The organism is Mesorhizobium sp. P2_D5, from assembly GCF_056404355.1.
The window spans coordinates 555,058-576,001 of sequence record NZ_JBFUEE010000004.1 but is presented as its reverse complement, the minus strand read 5'-3'; the positions used below and the strand labels follow the sequence as shown (position 1 = coordinate 576,001).

Sequence of the window (20,944 nt, the reverse complement as noted above, 5' to 3'; positions counted from 1 at the left end):
TGATCCGCAAAACTGGGGGCACTTTGGGGCTGAGCAGCAGGGAACATTGAACACGCGGCGCCGGCTGCTCAAGAAGGAGAAGCCGGCGTGGCGTGGTTCCCATGGACAACGAATGAGGGATACATGGTCCTGCCTATACGCAAGAGTCTTTTCGCCGCCGTCCTCGTTTCCGCGACCGCGCTTTCTCCATTCTCGGCCTCGGCGGAATCTATCCTCGGCGCGCTGGCAAAGGCCTATCAGTACAATTCTTCGCTGAATTCGGCCCGGGCCGGCGTCCGCGTCACCGACGAGAGCGTTGCCATCGCCAAGTCGGGATGGCGCCCGACCATCAACGGGTCGGCGGACATCGACTACTCAAGCAGCCATCTCAACGGCACGAACTCAAGCGTGCGGCTGACCACCGGCAATTTTGGCGTCCAGATCAATCAGACGCTGTTCGACGGTTTTCAGACCAGGAACAATGTCGCCGCCGCCGAAGCGCAGGTCCGCGCTTCTGTCGAAACGCTGCGTAACACCGAAGAGAACACCCTGTTCAGCGCGGCGCAGGCGTATATGAACGTGATTCGCGACCGCCAGATCGCCGTGTTGACCGAGCAGAACCTGCAATTCCTGACCGAGACGGCGCGCGCGGCGCGTTCGCGTTTTGAGGTTGGTGAAGGCACGCGTACCGACGTCGCGCAGGCCGACGCTTCGCGGGCCGCCGCCGTGGCATCGTTGAGCGCCGCCCGTGCGCAAGCGTTGTCCAGTGCCGCAAGCTATCGCCAGATCGTCGGCGACGAACCGGGCAAGCTCAAAGCCGCTTCCCCGGTGGCAAAACTGTTGCCGTCGAGCCTCGCAGCTGCCGTCGAGGTGGCCGCGAACGAGCACCCGGCCATCCTTGCCACCCAGCATCTGGTCGACGCGGCCGCGTTTTCGGTGAAGTCGGCCGAAGGCGCGCTGCTGCCGCAGCTGACTGCAAGCGCGGGTGTTTCGAGCGATTATCGCAACACTGTACCGGGCGCCTTCGCGTCGCAGGACGGCACCACCAATTCGGCCAACATCGGGGCCACGCTGAGCATCCCGATCTATTCCGGCGGCCGTAAATCGGCGATTGTGCGCCAGGACAAGGAATCGCTCAGCCAGGCGCGCATCGAGGTCGACGTCAGTCGCGACCAGGTGCGCCAGGCCGTCACCGCCGCCTGGACCGAGTACACTGCCGCGCAGCAACAGCTCACGGCCAACAAGCAGGTGATCGAGGCCGCGAAGCTAGCACTGAGCGGCGTCATCGAAGAACGCAATGTCGGCCAGCGCACCACGCTCGATGTCCTCAACGCACAGGCAACGGTCATCACCGCGGAGATCAACCAGGCTGGCTTTGAACATGATGTGGTGGTGGCGAGCTATGCCATCCTGCAGGCGACCGGTCGCCTGTCCGTCGACCGCCTTGGCTTGCAGGTGACGAAGTACAGACCTGAAGAGCACTACAACGCGGTCAAGGACAAATGGTTCGGCCTGCGTACGCCGGACGGCCGCTGAGAGGTTCGGCTCGGACTTTTCGGTCCCTCCTGCCTGAGCCAGCTCTTTGGCTCCACTCCCCGTTGGTTCGGTATCTGGTCTAATCTGTTGAAATCCCACAAGTCCCCAGATTGGGGATTCTCGTGCGGCGATCCGTCGGTTACGCTGGCGTCATGATTCGATCCGGCTTTGCCGGAGCGGAAATCTGCAACGGGTCACTAGGGCGGCGGATGTGACGATGGCGACGGCAAGCAGCGCACAGCGCGAACCTTCCATGGAAGAGATACTGGCTTCCATCAGGAGGATCATCGAGGACAGTGACGGCGGCCGCAAGCAGCCGGGCGACACCGATGAGCTGCGCCAGGATCTGGAGCCGGCGGCGAGCGCCGGTGCAGTTGCCGACGTCGAGGCATTCCGAGCCGACCTGCAGGCCCCAGAGATCAGGAAGCCGGTGACGCTGGCGGAAGTCCAGGCACAATTGCCGGCAGTCGAGCCGGTGATTACGCGGATGGAAACGCCGGTGCGCCCCGAGCCCGTCCCGGCAAAGCCATCGATGACACTTGCAGAAGTCAGCGCCCGGGTCGCCGCCGAGCCGACCCCGCCGGTCATGGCCGACGCGCCGGAAGCGCGTCCTATTGCCGACTCGCTGGCAGTGCGCCCTGTCGCCGACGCCCCCGTAGCCGATTGGCGGCGCGAGATCCCCGCTGTCGGCGAGCAAGCCAAAGCGGTGCCGGACAAAGGCGAGGCCCTTAAGCCGGTTGTCCAGCCGCCGGTGGAGGCTCCGAGGGACGAGCCGACTGCCGAAGCAGCCACCGAGCCGTCTCATCCGGGCGCAAGCGTGGTGCGACCGGCGGTGGCCAGCGATGCGCCGCGTCCGGCCATCGTTTCCGAGCACACGGGCCGGCAGGTTGCCGCCGCCTTTGGTGAGCTCTCCGATGCGTTTGCCAGCCGCAGCAAGAAGACATTCGACGAGATGGCCGAAGAGATGCTGCGGCCGATGCTGCAGGATTGGCTGGACAACAATCTGCCGACACTGGTCGAGCGGCTGGTGCGCGAGGAGATCGAGCGCGTGGCGCGCGGGGCGCAGTAGTCTCAATTGCCATCACCCTCGAAACGCCGCCCGCGAGGCGGCGTTTTTTGTCGATGGGTCAGCCCGCGCTGGTCGCGAAGCAGATGAGGTTGCCGTCGGGATCCCTGACGATGAACGTGCGGGCGCCCCACGGTTCGGTTCGCAATGTCTGGTGGAAGGGAGCCTCGGCTGCCTGAAACTCCAGGAACAGCGCCTTGATGTTGTCGAGTATGATCGTCGCCGCCAGCAGGTCATCGGTCGAATTGGCGGCCAATGGCGGCTTGTCGACATGGCGCAGGTTGAGCCTTGCGCCATCGCGGATGATCTGGGCGTAGAAGGGTGGCTCGCCATAGGTGAAGCGCGTCTCGAAGCCGAGCCTTTGCCGGTAGAAATCACAGGCCGCTACGATGTCGCAGACAAAGAGCTGTGGCTCGGCAAAGGCGAGATGCGGTTTTGCTGCGTCTGGTGCTGCACGATCGGTCACGGTTTGAGGGCCTTCCTTCAGCGCCTGCCAGCTCTCGAAACCTGACTTCCTGGCGACGAGTTCCTGGGCATCGGCAAGCTTGAAGCCGTGATCGAGGATCTGGCTGTCGCTGAGATCGCGAAAACGCGGCAAGAGCCATCCAATCACAGCGGCGACGGGATAGTACCGCTCGCGATGCCATTTGAGATAGAGCTTGGCCTGTTTCTTGTGGTGTTCGAGGGTCGGCATGGGCGCACTGCGGGGTTGAGGTGGCGTAGGCGGGCAATGCCCCTCCGGCCGGAAGCCGATGCGCCCTACAGCAGCGTTGGCAGCGTAGGATGGCTGAGATCAGTCGTCAAGGATCCGCCCTTTCAAAGCCATGTGCAGCTGTTATTCTTGCGCGATGGATAGAAGGCTGACTTACAGTTATCGATTGCGGGCAGAGGTTCCAATGCTCACGGACGAGGAATATCTGAAGATCGTCGACGACCCGATAGTCCTTTACTTGCAGGTTAAGCAGTTCGTTTCCAAGAATGGTCTCCAGAAAGAAATGAAGCATCCGGCTGCCGATCGCTATCGCGAGTGCAGTGGAGTTGCACTCGCCCATACATTTTGGCTCCTGCATGTGCGCCGTTCCGACTACGGCCCTGACTGCCCGGCCTGCGGAAAGCCTTACCGCACGCAAATGGCGAAGTTTTGTGCCGAGTGTGGACACGGCCTTCCGTTGAAATGAACACGGCCACACCTATTTGCCTGTAGTGATCCAAGGCAGCCCCTGCGGTTGACTTGGCCAAAACCTTCCGATTTACACCGGACCAGCAAAACTCCCGACAGCGCGGACCATTTTCCCATGCTTGAAAAGACCTACGACGCAAAAACCGTCGAGCCGAAGATCGCCAAAGTCTGGGAAGAGGCCGACGCGTTCCGCGCCGGCGCCGGGGCCGAGGAGGGGGCGGAAGCCTTCACCATCGTCATCCCGCCGCCGAACGTGACCGGCTCGCTGCATATGGGCCACGCGCTCAACAACACGCTGCAGGACATATTGGTGCGCTTCGAGCGCATGCGCGGCAAGAACGTGCTGTGGCAGCCGGGCATGGACCATGCCGGCATCGCCACGCAGATGGTGGTCGAGCGCCAGCTGATGGAAAAGCAGATCCACCGCCGCGACCTGACGCGCGAGCAGTTCATCGAAAAAGTCTGGGAGTGGAAGGACGAATCGGGCGGGGCGATCTTCAACCAGCTGAAGCGCCTCGGCGCCTCGGCCGACTGGTCGCGCGAACGCTTCACCATGGACGAGGGCCTGTCCAAGGCGGTGCTGGAAGTGTTCGTCACGCTCTACAAGGAAGGGCTGATCTACAAGGACAAGCGCCTTGTGAACTGGGATCCCAAGCTGCTCACCGCGATCTCCGATCTCGAGGTCGAGCAGCACGAGGTCAACGGTAATCTGTGGCACTTCCGCTATCCCATCGAGGGCGAGGTCTTCGATCCGGAAAATCCGAAAACCTTCATCACCGTGGCGACGACGCGCCCCGAGACGATGCTGGGCGACACCGCCGTTGCCGTGCACCCCGACGACGAGCGTTTCCGGCATCTGGTCGGCAAGAACATCGTCCTGCCGATCGTCGGCCGCAAGATCCCGGTGGTGGCTGATGAGTACTCCGATCCGGAGAAAGGTTCTGGTGCGGTCAAGATCACGCCCGCACATGACTTCAACGATTTCGAGGTTGGCAAGCGCCACAAGCTGCCGGCGATCAACATCCTCACCGTCGCGGCGGCGATAAGCCTCAAGGACAATGAGGATTTCCTCGCCGGTCTCGAGGTGACGCCGGAGCGGCAAGCGGTCTGGGATGAACTCAACGGCCTCGACCGCTTCGTCGCGCGCAAGAAGGTCGTCGAGCTGATGGAAGATGGCGGCTTCCTGGAAAAGGTCGAACCGCATCGTCACGCGGTGCCGCATGGCGACCGCGGCGGCGTGCCGATCGAGCCGTTCCTGACCGAGCAGTGGTATGCCAACGCGGCGGAACTGGCCAAGCCGGCGATTGCCTCGGTGCGCGAGGGGCGTACCAACTTCGTGCCGAAGAACTGGGAAAAGACCTATTTCGACTGGATGGAAAACATCCAGCCCTGGTGCATCTCGCGCCAGCTGTGGTGGGGTCACCAGATTCCGGCCTGGTATGGGCCGGACGGGCGCGTCTTCGTCGAGAAGACCGAAGAAGAGGCGCTGAGTGCGGCGATCGAATATTATCTGGCGCTGGAAGGGCCATGGAAGGCCTGGGTCGAAGACAAGCTCGAGAACTTCAAGCCGGGCGAGATCCTGATCCGCGACGAGGACGTGCTCGACACGTGGTTTTCGTCGGCGCTGTGGCCGTTCTCGACGTTGGGCTGGCCGGACGAGACGCCCGAGCTGAAGACCTACTACCAGACCGACGTGCTGGTCACCGGCTTCGACATCATCTTCTTCTGGGTCGCCCGCATGATGATGATGGGCCTGCATTTCATGGACGAGGAGCCGTTCCACACCGTCTACGTCCATGCGCTGGTGCGCGACAAGAACGGGCAGAAGATGTCGAAGTCGAAAGGCAACGTCATCGATCCGCTCGACCTCATCGACGAATACGGCGCCGACGCGTTGCGTTTCACCCTGACGGTGATGGCGGCGCAAGGCCGTGACGTGAAGCTCGATCCGGCGCGCATCGCCGGCTATCGCAATTTCGGCACCAAGCTGTGGAACGCGACGCGCTTTGCCGAGATGAACGAAGTCGCGCGCAACGACGATTTCTGGCTGAACGATGCCAAGCTTGCGGTCAACCGCTGGATCCTCACCGAACTGACACGGGCGGCGCGCGAGATCACGGACGGCATCACCTCATACCGCTTCAACGAGGCGGCTGGGTCGGCCTACCGGTTCGTCTGGAACCTGTTCTGCGACTGGTACCTGGAACTCCTGAAGCCGGTGTTCATGGGCACGGATGAGGCGGCCAAGGCCGAAAGCCGCGCCTGCGTCGCCTTCGTGCTCGACGAGATCTACAAGCTCTTGCATCCGATGATGCCGTTCATGACCGAGGAACTGTGGGCGCAGACCGCTGGCGAAGGCAAGGAACGCGCCTCGCTGCTGTGCCATGCGGCGTGGCCGTCGCCGGACTTCGAGGACGCAGAGGCTGCCGCCGACATCAACTGGCTAGTCGATCTCGTCTCGGGCATCCGCTCGGTGCGCTCGGAGATGAACGTGCCGCCGGCGGCGATCGCGCCGCTGGTCGTGGTCGGCGCCAACGAGGTGACCCGCGAACGGCTTGTTCGCGAAGACTCGGCGATCAAGCGGCTGGCGCGGGTCGGCGACATCTCGCTGGCCGATGTCGCCCCAAAAGGCTCGGCGCAGATCGTGCTCAACGAGGCGACGATCTGCCTGCCGCTTGGCAGCCTGATCGATCTCGCCGCCGAAGCGGCACGGCTGCAGAAGGAACTGGCCAAGGTGACCGAGGAAATCGCGCGCCTGCACAAGAAGCTGTCGAACGAGAGATTCGTCGCCAGCGCGCCGGCCGAGATCGTCGATGCTGAGCGCGAAAAACTCGCTGAGTACCGCGACGCGCAGGACAAGCTTTCGGTGGCGTTGACGAGGGTTCGCGACGCTGGTTGAGGGCAGATTCGTGGCGCCTCGGCGGCTTCGAAATCAGGACCTTCTTGCCTCGAAAATAGGCATTCCGCTGCGTTAATGTTGACGTAAACGGAAAGTTTTGGCCCCATTGTTGCCATAATGTAACAATAGGGCCGTGAATCCCCAAAAACATATATTTTTGAGCCTTTTGGGCGGATTTTTCTCGCGTTTTGAGGGCGGCACACACTCCGGAGGCGGTTTTTTGGCCTAACGGCAGTGGCTTGTTTTGTGTCGAAAATGCGCTTGGCGAACATGTACATGTACGCCCCAGGAATTCGTTATTGCACCGTTAACCTGAATTGGTTCTAGCTTGCCGCACTCGAATTCGGGGAGGACATTCATGACTATTTTGCGACATAAAGCACTGCTGGGGGCGGGGTGCTTTTCGCTGGCTTTGATCGGGACGGCGTTGAACTCGGCGCATGCTGGCGGCCTGGAGCGCGGCGGCTACGACATCGACTTGCTGTTCGATCCGGCGCAGGTCACAGGCGAGCTTTCCGGCACCTATGTGATGCCGCAACGAGACCTGAAGAATGCAACGGATACGGATCCAACTGACGGCAATCTCAATGCGCTGGGCAAATCCAGCACGGCGCGCGATACCGAAAGCTATTGGGTGCCCTACGGCGGCATCAAGATCGGCATGGGACCGGTCGATTGCCTGGGCGACTACTCCCAGCCAATCGGTGCATTCAGCAATCCTGGTGCGAACTGGGCGGGTGCACAAAGCAATGTCGAGACGAAGGTAGAGAGCAAAGCCTTCAGCGCGACCTGTTCTTACAAAATGGACCTCAGCAAAGGTCAGTTTCGCTTCATCGGCGGCGTGTTCCATGAGGACGTTTCGGGTTTCAAGGAACAGTTGGTTGCTCCCATTCCCGCCTTTCTCGGCACAGGCATTGGCCGCCTTGATCTCCAAGGAGATGGATGGGGATGGCGTGCCGGTGTCGCCTATGAGATCCCGGACATCGCCTTGCGCGCCAGCCTGGTCTACAATTCGTCGGTCAAGCTCGACAATTTGAGTGGAACGCTTGATTTGACCCAGGTGCCTGGGCTTATCAATCCCGCAAATCCGCTTCTCGGCAACGTCACCGACGTCTATGGTTCCTCGCAGGTTCCGGACTCTGTTGAACTCAAGCTTCAGTCAGGCATCGCTCCCGGCTGGTTGGCTTTTGGATCCATCAAATGGGTGAATTGGAGCGATCTGCAGAGCATTCCGTTCTGCCCGACCTCGACCCAGGGGCTCATTGCCTGCACGACGACCAGCCCTGTGCGCGCCACCTCGCTTGACTTGCTCTACCGCGATGGTTGGACGGTTTCCGGTGGCATCGGCCATAAATTCAACGATCAGTGGAGTGGGGCGGCGGTTCTCACCTGGGATCGTGGTACGACCACCGGCCTGAGCGCACAGACCGACACCTGGACGGTGAGCGGCGGCGTGGCCTACACGCCGACCCAGAACATCGAAGTTCGTCTCGGTGGCGCGCTGGGCGTGCTTACCAGCGGATCGATCCATTCGGTCGTCGGCAGTGACGGCGTTACCTACGGTACCGAATACACCGCAGACTTTGGCAATGATCTTGTTTCGGCGATCTCCACTTCCTTGAAGGTCAAGTGGTAACCATCTGAAGTGAAAAGAAAAAAGGCCGGGCATTGCCCGGCTTTTTTTGTTTGGGCCGGCGCCGTTTGCGCCCTGGCATCCAAGCTGCGTTGCAGATAAGCCGCAGCGCTTTCGCCTCGTGCGATTGTGACGTTTTGGCAACACTTTCTGAACAACCCCTGCGCTAAGACTCAGGCCAAGGAAATTGCCCATTTCCCGCCATAAACCCGGCGCACCTCGATCTTGTCTCGGGACACGCGCCAAAAGGCTCGGCGATGGGGCAGGCCGCACCGCCCGCGGCAAGGAAGAGTATGGACGCCAAAGTTATTTCCAAGGCCAAGCTCCCGAGCCGCCATGTGACCGTCGGTCCGGCGCGTGCGCCGCACCGTTCCTATCTCTATGCGATGGGATTGTCGGCGGCCGAGATTGCGCAGCCGCTGGTCGGCGTCGCGTCCTGCTGGAACGAGGCAGCGCCCTGCAACATTTCGCTGATGCGCCAGGCGCAAGTGGTCAAGAAGGGCGTCGCGGCCGCCAACGGCACGCCGCGGGAATTCTGCACCATCACCGTCACCGACGGCATCGCCATGGGCCACCAGGGTATGAAGTCGTCGCTGGTGTCGCGCGAGGTCATCGCCGATTCAGTCGAACTCACCATGCGCGGCCACTGCTACGATGCGCTGGTTGGGCTGGCCGGCTGCGACAAGTCGCTGCCCGGCATGATGATGGCCATGGTGCGTCTCAACGTGCCGTCGATCTTCATCTATGGCGGCTCGATCCTGCCCGGCAGCTATCGCGGCCGCCAGATCACCGTGCAGGACGTGTTCGAGGCGGTCGGCCAGCACTCGGTCGGCACGATCAGTGACACCGAGCTGCTCGAAATCGAGCAGGCCGCCTGTCCGTCGGCCGGCTCCTGCGGCGCCCAGTTCACCGCCAACACCATGGCCACCGTTGCCGAGGCGATCGGCCTGGCGCTGCCCTATTCCTGCGGCGCGCCGGCGCCTTACGAGATGCGCGACCGTTTCAATTTCGCCTCGGGCGAAAAGATCATGGAGCTGATCGCCAAGAATATCCGGCCGCGCGACATCGTCACGCTGAAGGCGCTGGAGAATGCGGCGACCGTGGTTTCGGCCACCGGCGGCTCGACCAACGCTGCACTTCACCTGCCGGCGATCGCCCACGAGGCCGGCATCAAGTTCGACCTGTTCGACGTGGCGAAAATCTTCGAGAAGACGCCCTACATCGCCGACCTCAAGCCAGGCGGCAAATATGTCGCCAAGGACATGTTCGAGGCCGGCGGCATTCCGCTCCTGATGAAGACGCTGCTCGACCACGGCTATTTGCATGGCGACTGCATGACGGTGACCGGCCGTACTTTGGCCGAAAATATGGAGCACGTTGCCTGGAATGAACATCAGGATGTGGTCCGCCCGGCCAACACACCCATTACCCAAACCGGCGGTGTCGTGGGGTTGAAGGGAAACCTCGCCCCCGAAGGCGCGATCGTGAAGGTTGCAGGCATGTCGGAGCTGAAGTTCTCCGGCCCGGCGCGCTGCTTCGATTCGGAAGAGGAATGTTTCGAAGCGGTGACGCAGCGAAATTACAGGGAAGGCGAGGTGCTCGTCATCCGTTACGAGGGGCCGCGCGGCGGCCCAGGCATGCGCGAGATGCTGTCGACGACGGCAGCCCTCTACGGCCAGGGCATGGGCGGCAAGGTGGCGCTGATCACCGACGGGCGCTTTTCGGGCGCGACGCGCGGTTTCTGCATCGGCCATGTTGGGCCCGAGGCAGCGGTGGGCGGCCCGATCGGGCTGCTTAGGGATGGTGACGTAATCTCGATCGACGCGGTGAACGGCACGATCGACGTGGCGTTGTCCGATAGCGAACTGGCGGCGAGGGCAAAGACCTGGAAGGCGCGCACGACCGACTATCAATCGGGCGCGATATGGAAATATGCACAGACGGTTGGGTCGGCGCGCGATGGCGCGGTCACCCATCCGGGCGGTGCGAAAGAAACACATTGTTATGCGGACATCTGAGTTGTTGAGGTCGTCTGTCTTTTCGGCACTGGTCGTGTTCGCCACTTTTGGCGCGACCTTTGGCGCCGTGGGCCAGGCCATGGCCTTTGACGACAAGGTGTTCGACGACAAGACCGGCGTGAAGCCGCAATCCAGCCCATGGGCGGTGTTCCAATTCGGCTTTTCCGCCTACAAGAACGGCCACAAGGAACAGGCCGCCGAGGCCTATAAATACGCCGCCGAGAACGGCCAGATCGGCGCCACCTGGAAGCTTGCCCGCATGTATGCCGAGGGCGACGGCGTGGCGCGCGATGACTATGAGGCGTTCAAGTTCTTCTCGGAGATCGTCGACCAGGATGTCGAGCCCGGCTCGCCCGAGGAAAGCTATGTCTCGGACGCGCTGGTGGCGCTTGGCGATTATCTGCGCAAGGGCATTCCCGGCAGCCCGGTCACCGAGAACGAGGTGGCGGCCCAGGAATATTACATGCGCGCCGCCGCCAACTACCGCAATCCGAACGCACAGTTCGAGATGGGTCAGATGTTCCTGAAGGGCGAGGGCGGGGTGAAGGCCAGCGTCAAGCAGGCCGGGCGCTGGTTCCAGCTTGCCGCCGAGAAGGGCCATGCCGGCGCCCAGGCGACGCTCGGCCATTTGTTGTTCCAGAGCGGCAAGATCGTTCGCGGCCTGGCGATGATGACGGCTGCGCTTGAACGCGCTTCGCCGGCCGACCAGCCGTGGATCCGCGGCATGCAGGAAGAGGCATTTGCCACCGCCGGCGAAGCCGACCGCCGCACCGCGATCTCGCTGGCCGATGACATCCTCACCAAGGGCGGCAGCGCGGACCAGTAGTCTCGCGGCCTGCGCTGGCCTTACCAGAGGTGCTCGATTTTGATCAATTCTCGGTCGGTTCCGTCGGCACCATGCTGGGGGCCGGCGTTGAGATCGGCGTCACATGGAGATGCGGCGCCATCGTGTTTTCAGGACAGCTGTCCCCGACCTTGGTCCACGACGTGTTGTTGAGCACCATGTCGCAGCGGGCAAGATGGCTCTGGTCGGCGACCGTCAGGCAGGCGACCTGACCAACCGAATACGATTTTCCATTGGCAAGACATTCGGGGGCGGCGAAAGCCGGCACGACCGCGGCCATGGCAAATGCCAAGCCGATCGGACAAAGAACAATTCGAATGCTCATGGGAACCCCGGCCGCCATGATGATCCCCCATCATGCGCCGGAATGTGACCATATGAGGTCAAATGCCTGCGTGTCCGGCGTCAGGGCCTGCTGGACAGGGTCTCCGTCAGGCCGGCTGCAGCGCGAGGTCGATCGCCACCGGCACGTGGTCGGACGGCTTTTCCCAGGCGCGCACATGCTTTTCGATCGAGGCCGCGGAAAAGCGGTTGGCGGCTTCCGGCGACAGCAGCAGATGGTCGATGCGGATGCCGTTGTTCTTCTGCCAGGCGCCGGCCTGATAGTCCCAGAACGTGTAGGTGTCGGGCCTGTCGGTGACCGCGCGGACCGCCTCGGTGAAACCAAGATTGAGCAACCGTCGGAAAGCCTGCCGCGTCTGCGGCTGGAACAGCGCATCGCCCAGCCAGTTCTCCGGAAACCTGGCGTCGATCGGCTCGGGAATGACGTTGTAGTCGCCGGCCAGAACCAGGGCCTCTTCCAGCCTCAGCCGCTCCTGTGCCCAGCGCTCCAGGCGCTCCATCCAGGATAGTTTGTAGGGGAACTTCTTATCGTCATCGATCGGATTGCCGTTCGGCAGATAGAGCGAGGCGATGCGCAACGCGCCCTTGTCGGTCGAGAAAACGCCTTCGATGAAACGCGCCTGCTCGTCGGCATCGTCGCCGGGCAGACCACGATTGACCTCGTCGAAGCGCAGTTTCGACAGGATGGCGACACCGTTGAAGCCCTTCTGGCCGTGGGTCTCGACATTGTAGCCAAGCGCCTCGATCTCGGCGCGCGGGAACTGGTCGTCGAGCGTCTTGATCTCCTGCAGGCAGACGATGTCGGGCGCGCTCTCGGTCAGCCAGTGGGTCAGGTTGCCGATGCGGGCGCGCACGCCGTTGATGTTCCAGGTGACGATTTTCATGACGGTCTCGATGCTGTTCAGTGGGGTTCTTGCGGCGGATGGCGTTCGACCAGGCCGATCGTATTGCCTGCCGGGTCCTTTAGAAAGGCCATCCATTCGCTTTCCCCTGCCGGACCGAACTGGCCTTCGGTGTCGTTATGGACGAGCGTCGGCGGCGCGGTGAAGGGGACGCCCGCGGCTTTTGCCTCGGCATGGAAATGGTCGAGGCCCGACATGTCGAGATAGACGGTTCCCGCCGGTACGCCGTCGGTGAACAGCAAGCGCACATCGCCGGCCATGATGAAGGCAATGCCCGGCGGATCGAAGCGGGCATGCACGGCCATACCGAGCACTTCGCGCCAGAACGCCAGCGTTACGTCGAGGTCACGTCCGGCCGACAGCGCGATCTGGCGGACCGCACCGATCGCGGACATTTCTATATGGAAAAGCTCGTGCCGCAGCCGCAGGAGGCGACGGCGTTCGGGTTCCGGATCTGGAACGACTGGCCCATCAGGTCGTCGACGAAGTCGATCACCGAGCCGCCCATATAGACCAGCGACAGATCATCGATCAGCACCGTGGCGCCATCCCTTTCGATGGCGACGTCGTCGTCGTTGCGCGTGTCGACCAGGTCGAACTTGTAGGAAAAGCCGGAACAACCACCGCCTTCGACCGAAACGCGCAGCGCCGTCTTGCCAGCTTCGCCAGAGACAATCTTGGCGATCCGCCTGGCGGCGGCCTCGGTCATGTCGACTTTCATGGCAGTCTTGGCATCCGCGCCCATGGGCGTCACCTTGCTTTCGGTTTCACATGATAGGTATGAAGCGCGAGCGGCCAAGTCAACTAGACCAATCAATTGCGGCATCGATCATGACCAACGAGTTGGGCGACATCGGATTCGGCTATCGGCCACGCGCCGCCTATGCCTGCGATCCGGCAAAGTCGCGCGGGCGGCTTTTCGATGAGGTCGAAAGCCCGACCCGCACGCTGTTCCAGCGCGATCGCGACCGCATCATTCATTCGACGGCGTTCCGGCGGCTGAAACACAAGACACAGGTCTTCATCGCGCATGAAGGCGACCACTATCGCACACGTCTGACCCATTCGATCGAAGTGGCGCAGATCGCGCGGGCGCTGGCGCGGGCGCTGCGCGGCGACGAGGATCTCGCCGAAGCCGTCGCGCTGGTGCATGATTTCGGCCACACGCCCTTCGGCCACACCGGCGAGGACGCGCTGAACGAGAAGATGGTTGCCTGGGGCGGGTTCGACCACAATGCGCAATCGCTGCGCATCGTGACGAGGCTGGAGGCGCGCTACGCCGAATTCGACGGGCTCAACTTGACCTGGGAAACGCTGGAAGGCCTGGTCAAGCACAATGGACCGCTGACCGATGGCAATGGCCAGGGCCTGAAAGGGCCGGTGCCGCAGGCGATCCGCGATTATTCGGAGCTGCACGATCTCGAGCTGGACCGGTTTGCCGGCATCGAGGCGCAATGCGCGGCGATCGCCGACGATATCGCCTACAACACGCATGACATCGACGATGGTTTGCGGGCAGGGGTGCTGACGCTGGACATGCTGGAGACGGTCTCGCTGCCAGGAACGATCCTCAAGGGCGTGCGCGCCCGCTATCCGGCGCTCGATGACGTGCGCACCGGCCACGAACTGATGCGGCGCCAGATCACCGCCATGGTCGAAGATGTCATTGTTTCGACCACTGCCAATCTGGACCGGATCAAGCCGCAGAGCGCGGACGCGGTGAGGGCAGCCGGGGAGACGATGGTGACCTTTTCGACCGAAATGGCTGCGTTCGAGAAAGAACTGAAGGCCTTCCTCTACAAGCACCTCTACCGGCACGCGGAGGTGATGCGGGTGCGCGCCGACGCCGAGCAGATCGTCAGGGACCTGTTCGACGTCTATTTCGCCGACCCGCGCGCCATGCCTGACGGCTGGCGAGAGGGGCTCGATCGGGCCGACGATCGCATCAAGGCGCGCAGCGTGGCCGACTTCCTGGCCGGCATGACCGACACCTACGCGCTCAAGGAACATCGGCGTTTGTTTGACCGAACCCCGGATTTGAGCTAGGGCGGGCTCGATTTTGCCGGCCAACGAGCCGGATTCGCCACAAAGCCGCCAGAGCCAGTCCAAATGAACATCTTCGCCGATTTCACCGCGCGAATCATAAAAGCCGTCGAAGCGCTTGATCTTAAAGACAATGATGGCGTTTCGCCGGACCTGTCGCGCATTGCCGTCGAGCCGCCGCGCGACGCCAGCCATGGCGACCTGGCGACCAATGCGGCGATGGTGCTGGCCAAGCCGACCGGCCAGAATCCGCGCGCGCTGGCCGAAAGACTGGCGCAGGCGCTGCGTGGGGACAAGGACGTTGCCGCCGCCGAGGTCGCGGGGCCCGGCTTCGTCAATCTCAGGCTTCGGGACGGTTTCTGGCAGGCGCATCTGACGACGCTGCTTGGCGAAGGCCGCAACTATGGCCGCTCGACGGTTGGTGGTGGCAGGAAAACCAATGTCGAATATGTCTCGGCCAATCCGACGGGCCCGATGCATGTCGGCCATTGCCGGGGCGCGGTGGTTGGCGATGCGCTCGCCAACCTGATGGCCTTCGCCGGCTACGACGTGACCAAGGAATACGTCATCAACGATGCCGGCTCGCAGATCGACGTGCTCGGCCGTTCGGCTATGCTGCGCTATCGCGAGGCGCTCGGCGACGATGTCGGCGAGATTCCGGCAGGACTTTATCCCGGCGATTACCTGGTTCCTGTCGGCGAGGCGCTGGCCAGGGAGTTTGGCCGCTCGTTGCTGGAGATGCCGGATGACGAGGCGCTGGCCATCGTCAAGGACCGCACCATCGATGCGATGATGGCGATGATCCGCGAGGATCTGGCTGTGCTCAACGTGCATCACGACGTGTTCTTCTCCGAACGTACACTGCACGCCGACAACGCCAAGAAGATCCGCTCGGCGATCAGCGACCTGACGTTGAAGGGGCACATCTACAAGGGCAAGCTGCCGCCGCCCAAGGGCGAGAAGCCCGACGATTGGGAGGATCGCGAGCAGACGCTGTTCCGTTCGACCGCCGTCGGCGACGACATGGATCGGGCGCTGGTCAAGTCCGATGGCTCGTTCACCTATTTCGCCGCCGACGTCGCCTATCTCAAGGACAAGATCGACCGCGGCTTCGTCGACCTGATTTATGTGCTCGGCGCCGACCATGGTGGTTATGTCAAGCGGCTGGAGGCCTTGGCGCGCGCGATTGCCGGCGACAGGGTGAAGCTTACCGTGCTGCTTTGCCAATTGGTGAAGCTGTTTCGCGAGGGCGAGCCTGTGCGCATGTCGAAGCGGTCGGGTGATTTCGTGACGCTGCGCGAAGTGGTGGAGGAGGTCGGCCGCGACGCGATCCGCTTCATGATGCTCTACCGCAAGAACGATGCGCCGCTCGATTTCGACTTCGCCAAGGTGACCGAGCAGTCCAAGGACAATCCGGTGTTCTATGTGCAGTACGCCTCGGCGCGCTGCCATTCGGTGTTCCGGCAGGCGAGCGAGCAACTGGGCGAGGCCAATTTCGATCGCAACAGCCTGGCGTCCGCCGTAACTATGCTGACCGACGAGGGCGAGATCGGCCTGATCCGCAAGCTTGCAGAATATCCGCGTTTGATCGAGTCGGCGGCACTTGCGCTGGAGCCCCACAGGCTGGCATTTTACCTTTATGATCTGGCTTCTAGTTTCCACGGACACTGGAACCGTGGCACAGAAAATCCAGACTTACGTTTTGTTAAGGTTAACGACCGACAATTGACGCATGCCAGACTAGGGCTGGTGCAGGCTGTCTCGGACGTTCTGACGTCCGGCCTGACGTTGATCGGAGCCGCCGCGCCCACCGAAATGCGTTAGGTTTGACTAAAAAACCTGTCACCTTTTGCCCACATTGCGCTGGTAAGGGCCAACCCTACGCGACGTCCATGGCGTCCGAATGAGTGCGAGTTCGGGAACAATAATGGCAGACAGAACCCAGCTGAGAGTAGCCGACAACAACGACATCGTTGAAGATGATCCGTTCGCGGAACTGACCAGGATCATGGGATTCGACCCGCGCCAGCCGGTCAAGCCGCAAGCGCCCGTCCAGCCGAAAGCGCCCGTCGCCGGTCAGCCGGCGCAAGAGGACGATTTCGAAATCGATCTCGAGAAGGAACTGATGGGCGAGTTCGGCGCTGACGACAGCGACGCCGCTCCAGTCGCCGAGGCGCATGAGTCGACAGCCGAGGCCAGCGCGATGGCCGACGATCTTGCGATGTCGCTCGACGACGATTTCCATCTGGACATGGCGGATCTCGACGACCACGCACCGGTCGCCAGCCATGCGGATGTCGCCAGCCATGCGGATTTTCACGCTGCCGAAACCGCGCCTGCCATAGAGCCGGCTTTCGATTCTGATCTCGACAATGCCGTCGCCAGTTCCCTCGAAGACGTTTCGCCCTTCGAGGACGACCAGCCGATCGAGGACGAGCTTGCCGCGTCGCTCGATCATGACTTCCGGATTGACGACGAAGCCGACGAAGTCCGGTACGCCGCGGCCATTGCCGACGCGCCTGCTGCAGTCGAGCCTGCTGCTGTTGGGCCGGCCTCCGATCCTGAATTCGACGATGCGATCTCGCTCGAAGACGAGCTGGTGCTCGACAACCGTTGGGCAGTGGAGCAGTCCGATGCGGCTGCTGAACCGGCGGCTTCGGAACCTGTCGAGTACGCCATGCCGGCGCAAGCGCCTGCGCGTGACGCCCAGGCAATATCGAGCGAGGATTTTGCCGGTCATTTCGACGACGCCATGGCTGATGTCGATATGGATTTCGACAGTCGTGATGAGCCGGTCGCCTTCCAGGAGCCGGAAGCGCATGATGTGCTTGCCGATACCGCGGACGCGAAGGGCGAGATTTCCGACCCAGAAGGCTCGCTGGACGATGGGTTCGACCTGAACCTGGACGACTCGTTTGCCGAAACGGACGAAGAGCCGGTCGCCGTGGTTGCCGCCGCTGCGGTCCAGCCGCTGGCGCCAGCCGCCGTTGCGGCCGAGCCGTTGGATTCGCCGATCGCGGACGAACGAAGCCTGGAAGACGAGTTGAATGCACTGCTGGGTGCAATGACCGCGCGCCCGGTGCCGGCGGCCAGGGAGCCCGTCGCGGCTCGGCCGGTCGTCGTCGCCGCTCAACCGCCCGTCGCCGCAGTTGCAGAGACCACTGAGGAGCCGGCCGATCTCGCCGACCTCGAATGGGATATCGACGGACACGCGCCTGAGGAGCAGCACCGCCTTGAAGCTGTCCAGGCCGCAGATTCGGATCTCGACGTTCTACAGCTCGATGACCTGCAGGAGCAGGATCAGCGCTCGCATGTCACCGCGCACGGCGATGTCGATTTCGACGATGATGCGTTCGACGCGGCTTTGGCGAACAGCCTGGATTCGCGCGACGCAGCCGCTTCTCGGCACGATCAGGACGATCCTCATGATTGGCTGGCGGAACGCTCCGAGCCGACGGAGCCGACCCGTTCGTGGAGCCGCGTGACGCCGGTTCCGCAGCAGCCGGCATTTAGCGCTCAGCCGACCGCTTCGATAACACCCTGGGCCGCGGCACCGGCAGTCGCCGCAGTGCCATCCTACCGTTCGAGCGAGCCGGTCGAGACCGTCGCCCCTGCAGCCCCTGTATCCGTGCCGCAACCGCGACAGTCCTCGCACTACGAAGACATGCCCGATGTCGAGACGATCGACGTGCCCGAGCGTGTCGTGGCGTTGGCGGACGATCTCGACATCCCGGAACTGCACTTCGAGGAAGACAAGCCGGCGACGCCTGCCTATGACGATCTCGACGCGGAATTCTCCAGCCTTCTCACCGAGATGAATTCGGTGGAGGTCGCTCCTGCTCCCGCAAGCAGTGCCGCTTATAGCGATGAACCCCACAATGCCGGCTATGAGGAACCCAAGTCGGCCTATGACGGCGCCAAGCCGGGCTATGACGGGGCCAAGCCGGGCTATGACGGGGCCAAGCCGGCCTACCAGCCGGAAGCGCGGACGTATGCCGCGAGGCCGGCCGAAATGCCTGCCCGTGCGACAGCGTCGGCAGGCTATGCGGATGCCGCTGGCTTCGACCTCAACAATCTGCCCGGCAGCCAGCCGGTTTCACAGGCGGACGATTTCACCGTCGACGAACTCGACTACGATCCCGAACTGGATGAGGCTATGGCTGTTCCGGGTCTCGGCGAGCGGGAGGCCGCGAGGCCCTCGCGCCGACGTGGCCTGTTCGTTGCAGCTGTTGTCGGCGCGGTGGCGGTTGCTGGCGGCCTCGGCGCCTTTGCGCTGTCTTTCGGCGGCAAGGGCGGCAGCGATGCACCGGTGATCGTCAAGGCCGACAACGCGCCGATCAAGGTCAAGCCGGAAAATCCGGGCGGCACAGTGGTGCCGAACCAGGATAACAAGGTTTACGACGCGGTGGTCAAGGGGACCAAGCCCGCCGAGCCTGTCCAGGATAAACTGGTCACCAACGTCGAAGAGCCGGTGGATGTGCAGGCCAAGGATCCCGCCCGCGCGATCGATCTTTCCGCCGACCAGAACGCCGCGGCAACTGGAGCGGATGACGGCAACGCCGCGCCGGTCGCCAATGCCGCGCCGGCCGCCAGCGCGGCGCCGGCCGATAACGCGGCGCCGGCACCGAAATCCGAAGATCGCATCGCGCAGGTGCTGCAGGAGGCCGACAAGGGCACCAACGCCGATGTCGTCGCGGTTGCGCCGCGCAAGGTGAGGACCATGGTGGTCAAGTCAGACGGTTCGCTGGTGCCGCGTGATGATCCGGCGCCCGCGGCACCGCAAGTGGCAGCCGCTGAGCCGGCCGACCCGGCGCCGCAGCAAGTTACCCCGTCGTCCCAGGCCGATGCGGACCAAACTGGCACCGTGACGCCCGCCACCGCCCAGGCAGACGACGAGCCGGCCCTCAAGCCGGCAGCGAAACCGGCGGCGGCGCCCAAGGCCGAGGCCAAGGCCCAATCGGCAAACACACCTGCCAAGGTTCCGGTCGCGCCGCAGCGCCCGTCCGACCAGCCGGTTGATGTCGTCGGCGAGGTCAAGCCCGACCAGGTTGCATCCATCGATCCGGGATCAACCGCGACCGGCGGTGGTTCGTGGTCGATGCAGATCGCTTCGCAGCCGACGGTCGAAAGCGCCCAGTCCAGCTACCAGGATCTGCAGCGCCGCTACGGCAGCGTGCTTTCCGGCCGCACCGCCAACATCGTCAAGGCGGAGATTGCCGGCAAGGGCACGTTCTACCGTGTGCGCGTTCCGGCGAAGTCGCGCAACGACGCGATCAACCTGTGCACCAGCTACAAGGCTGCCGGCGGCAATTGCTTCGTCTCGCGCTAGCAACTGAAGTCAACCAATCAAAGCCGGCGCGGTCTCAGACCGCGCCGGCTTTTTCATGTGGATGAGATCTGTCTTCAAGCGCATGCGGCGGGGGACGATTCCCTTTGATCGCGCGAAGCCCTAAACTCCCGTCATGACCGAATCAAAATCCATGATCCTCGGCTGTGCCGGGAAATCGCTTACTCGCGAAGAAATCAATTTCTATCGCAACGAATGCCCGTGGGCCTTCATCCTGTTTGCGCGCAACATCGGCGAGACCGAGCAGATCCGCGATCTGGTCGCCGAGATGCGCGACTGTATCGGGCGTCCGGACGCGCTGGTGTTCATCGACCAGGAAGGCGGCCGGGTGCAACGCCTGCGGCCGCCACTGGCGCCGAATTATCCTGCCGGTGGCGCACTCGGCGCGCTGTGGCGCGACGATCACGATGCCGGCGCCCGCGCGGCCTGGCTGATGGCGCGGCTGCATGCGTTCGACCTGCTGCGCTACGGCATCACGGCGGATTGCCTGCCGGTGCTCGACGTGCCGATCGAAGGCGCCAGCGACGTCATCGGCGCGCGTGCCTATGGCAAGGAGCCGCGACCGGTGATCGAACTCGGCCGTGCTGCCGCAGAAGGGCTGATGTCGGGCGGCGTGCTGCCTGTGATGAAGCATATTCCCGGCCATGGGCGCGCCCTTGCCGACACGCATTTCGAATTGCCGACGGTGAATGCGTCGCTCAGCGATCTGCAACGGCATGATTTCGCCCCGTTCCGGGAGCTCAACCATCTGCCCATGGCGATGACGGCGCATGTCGTCTACAGCGCCATCGACCCGAAGAACCCGGCGACGACATCCGGTAAGGTCATCGACGAGATCATCCGTCGTGAAATCGGCTTCGACGGACTGCTGATGAGCGACGACACCTCGATGAAGGCACTTTCTGGGGATTTCCCGACAAAGGCGGCCTCGATCCTTGCGGCGGGCTGCGATCTGGTCCTTCACTGCAACGGTGTTTTCGAGGAAATGGCCGGCATCGCGTCGCGCACCACGGGGCTTGAGGGCAAGTCACTGGAGCGCGCAAAACGGGCGCTGACCTATATTAGGAAACACGACGCGGCTGAAGAAACCGAGATACGCGCAGAATTCGCCACCTATTTCGATGCGGTGGCCTGACAAAGGAAGCGAGAGAAAGT

Annotated in this window: 16 protein-coding genes; 11 read left to right on the top strand and 5 right to left on the bottom strand. The window is 62.8% G+C overall.

The genetic code is table 11. The annotated features are described in order from the left end of the window. Positions 1–123 precede the first annotated feature (123 nt). Both AC1DYW_RS20475 and AC1DYW_RS20470 read left to right on the top strand, forming a co-directional pair. Complete coding sequence (locus tag AC1DYW_RS20475; RefSeq protein ID WP_477227427.1) at positions 124–1,515, top strand: TolC family outer membrane protein; 1,392 nt, start codon at positions 124–126, stop codon at positions 1,513–1,515. A 217-nt stretch (positions 1,516–1,732) separates the two neighbouring features. Further along, positions 1,733–2,584 (top strand): PopZ family protein, encoded by an 852-nt coding sequence (locus AC1DYW_RS20470; protein ID WP_477227426.1) that lies wholly within the window; start codon positions 1,733–1,735, stop codon positions 2,582–2,584. 58 nt (positions 2,585–2,642) lie between these two features. Here the strand turns inward: AC1DYW_RS20470 and AC1DYW_RS20465 are convergent, their stop codons facing one another. Then, positions 2,643–3,275: a bleomycin resistance protein gene (locus AC1DYW_RS20465; RefSeq protein ID WP_477227425.1), complete on the bottom strand. Its 633-nt coding sequence runs from the start codon at positions 3,273–3,275 to the stop codon at positions 2,643–2,645. A 202-nt stretch (positions 3,276–3,477) separates the two neighbouring features. On the opposite strand from AC1DYW_RS20465, the gene AC1DYW_RS20460 reads away from it, so the two are divergent. From AC1DYW_RS20460 to AC1DYW_RS20440, 5 genes are all read left to right on the top strand, one after another. Beyond that, positions 3,478–3,759 carry a hypothetical protein gene (locus AC1DYW_RS20460; protein ID WP_477227424.1) on the top strand — a complete coding sequence of 94 codons (282 nt, stop codon included), beginning with the start codon at positions 3,478–3,480 and terminating at the stop codon, positions 3,757–3,759. Positions 3,760–3,876: 117 nt separating this feature from the next. Next, positions 3,877–6,660, top strand: coding sequence for a valine--tRNA ligase (locus tag AC1DYW_RS20455; protein WP_477227423.1), 2,784 nt, complete (start codon positions 3,877–3,879; stop codon positions 6,658–6,660). A 358-nt stretch (positions 6,661–7,018) separates the two neighbouring features. Next, positions 7,019–8,296 (top strand): OmpP1/FadL family transporter, encoded by a 1,278-nt coding sequence (locus AC1DYW_RS20450; RefSeq protein ID WP_477227422.1) that lies wholly within the window; start codon positions 7,019–7,021, stop codon positions 8,294–8,296. A 290-nt stretch (positions 8,297–8,586) separates the two neighbouring features. After that, on the top strand, positions 8,587–10,311 hold the full coding sequence (gene ilvD / locus AC1DYW_RS20445) for a dihydroxy-acid dehydratase (protein ID WP_477227421.1): 1,725 nt from the start codon (positions 8,587–8,589) through the stop codon (positions 10,309–10,311). Next, positions 10,298–11,137, top strand: coding sequence for a tetratricopeptide repeat protein (locus AC1DYW_RS20440; RefSeq protein WP_095087686.1), 840 nt, complete (start codon positions 10,298–10,300; stop codon positions 11,135–11,137). Before ilvD ends, AC1DYW_RS20440 begins: the two co-directional genes overlap by 14 nt. A gap of 43 nt (positions 11,138–11,180) precedes the next feature. On the opposite strand, the gene AC1DYW_RS20435 is transcribed toward AC1DYW_RS20440, so the two are convergent. The 4 genes from AC1DYW_RS20435 to erpA all read right to left on the bottom strand — a co-directional run bounded on the left by AC1DYW_RS20435 (position 11,181) and on the right by erpA (position 13,144). Next, positions 11,181–11,498, bottom strand: a complete 318-nt coding sequence (locus AC1DYW_RS20435; protein WP_457150636.1) for a hypothetical protein — start codon at positions 11,496–11,498, stop codon at positions 11,181–11,183. Between the two features lie 88 nt (positions 11,499–11,586). Next, the gene (gene xth, locus AC1DYW_RS20430; RefSeq protein ID WP_457150637.1) at positions 11,587–12,381 is read right to left on the bottom strand and encodes an exodeoxyribonuclease III; all 795 of its coding nucleotides are present in this window, start codon (positions 12,379–12,381) and stop codon (positions 11,587–11,589) included. A 17-nt stretch (positions 12,382–12,398) separates the two neighbouring features. Then, positions 12,399–12,794 carry a VOC family protein gene (locus tag AC1DYW_RS20425; RefSeq protein WP_457150638.1) on the bottom strand — a complete coding sequence of 132 codons (396 nt, stop codon included), beginning with the start codon at positions 12,792–12,794 and terminating at the stop codon, positions 12,399–12,401. A 2-nt stretch (positions 12,795–12,796) separates the two neighbouring features. Further along, positions 12,797–13,144: an iron-sulfur cluster insertion protein ErpA gene (gene erpA / locus AC1DYW_RS20420; RefSeq protein WP_457150639.1), complete on the bottom strand. Its 348-nt coding sequence runs from the start codon at positions 13,142–13,144 to the stop codon at positions 12,797–12,799. Between the two features lie 86 nt (positions 13,145–13,230). Between erpA and AC1DYW_RS20415 the strand changes: the two genes are divergently transcribed. The 4 genes from AC1DYW_RS20415 to nagZ all read left to right on the top strand — a co-directional run bounded on the left by AC1DYW_RS20415 (position 13,231) and on the right by nagZ (position 20,924). After that, positions 13,231–14,445, top strand: coding sequence for a deoxyguanosinetriphosphate triphosphohydrolase (locus AC1DYW_RS20415; RefSeq protein WP_477227420.1), 1,215 nt, complete (start codon positions 13,231–13,233; stop codon positions 14,443–14,445). Between the two features lie 63 nt (positions 14,446–14,508). Beyond that, positions 14,509–16,266 (top strand): arginine--tRNA ligase, encoded by a 1,758-nt coding sequence (gene argS, locus AC1DYW_RS20410; RefSeq protein ID WP_477227419.1) that lies wholly within the window; start codon positions 14,509–14,511, stop codon positions 16,264–16,266. A gap of 103 nt (positions 16,267–16,369) precedes the next feature. Next, positions 16,370–19,771 (top strand): SPOR domain-containing protein, encoded by a 3,402-nt coding sequence (locus tag AC1DYW_RS20405; protein WP_477227418.1) that lies wholly within the window; start codon positions 16,370–16,372, stop codon positions 19,769–19,771. Between the two features lie 133 nt (positions 19,772–19,904). Continuing rightward, a complete protein-coding gene (gene nagZ / locus AC1DYW_RS20400) occupies positions 19,905–20,924 on the top strand; it encodes a beta-N-acetylhexosaminidase (RefSeq protein ID WP_184873745.1) in 1,020 nt (339 codons plus the stop codon). Positions 20,925–20,944 lie beyond the last annotated feature (20 nt).

Bases quoted from the DNA above. Each gene is read 5' to 3' on its own strand.
- erpA (WP_457150639.1), bottom strand. From the start codon at position 13,144: ATGGGCGCGGATGCCAAGACTGCCATGAAAGTCGACATGACCGAGGCC.
- AC1DYW_RS20435 (WP_457150636.1), bottom strand. From the start codon at position 11,498: ATGGCGGCCGGGGTTCCCATGAGCATTCGAATTGTTCTTTGTCCGATC.
- xth (WP_457150637.1), bottom strand. From the start codon at position 12,381: ATGAAAATCGTCACCTGGAACATCAACGGCGTGCGCGCCCGCATCGGC.
- AC1DYW_RS20460 (WP_477227424.1), top strand. From the start codon at position 3,478: ATGCTCACGGACGAGGAATATCTGAAGATCGTCGACGACCCGATAGTC.
- AC1DYW_RS20405 (WP_477227418.1), top strand. From the start codon at position 16,370: ATGGCAGACAGAACCCAGCTGAGAGTAGCCGACAACAACGACATCGTT.
- ilvD (WP_477227421.1), top strand. From the start codon at position 8,587: ATGGACGCCAAAGTTATTTCCAAGGCCAAGCTCCCGAGCCGCCATGTG.
- argS (WP_477227419.1), top strand. From the start codon at position 14,509: ATGAACATCTTCGCCGATTTCACCGCGCGAATCATAAAAGCCGTCGAA.
- AC1DYW_RS20465 (WP_477227425.1), bottom strand. From the start codon at position 3,275: ATGCCGACCCTCGAACACCACAAGAAACAGGCCAAGCTCTATCTCAAA.
- nagZ (WP_184873745.1), top strand. From the start codon at position 19,905: ATGACCGAATCAAAATCCATGATCCTCGGCTGTGCCGGGAAATCGCTT.
- AC1DYW_RS20425 (WP_457150638.1), bottom strand. From the start codon at position 12,794: ATGTCCGCGATCGGTGCGGTCCGCCAGATCGCGCTGTCGGCCGGACGT.
- AC1DYW_RS20440 (WP_095087686.1), top strand. From the start codon at position 10,298: ATGCGGACATCTGAGTTGTTGAGGTCGTCTGTCTTTTCGGCACTGGTC.
- AC1DYW_RS20470 (WP_477227426.1), top strand. From the start codon at position 1,733: ATGGCGACGGCAAGCAGCGCACAGCGCGAACCTTCCATGGAAGAGATA.
- AC1DYW_RS20450 (WP_477227422.1), top strand. From the start codon at position 7,019: ATGACTATTTTGCGACATAAAGCACTGCTGGGGGCGGGGTGCTTTTCG.
- AC1DYW_RS20415 (WP_477227420.1), top strand. From the start codon at position 13,231: ATGACCAACGAGTTGGGCGACATCGGATTCGGCTATCGGCCACGCGCC.
- AC1DYW_RS20455 (WP_477227423.1), top strand. From the start codon at position 3,877: ATGCTTGAAAAGACCTACGACGCAAAAACCGTCGAGCCGAAGATCGCC.
- AC1DYW_RS20475 (WP_477227427.1), top strand. From the start codon at position 124: ATGGTCCTGCCTATACGCAAGAGTCTTTTCGCCGCCGTCCTCGTTTCC.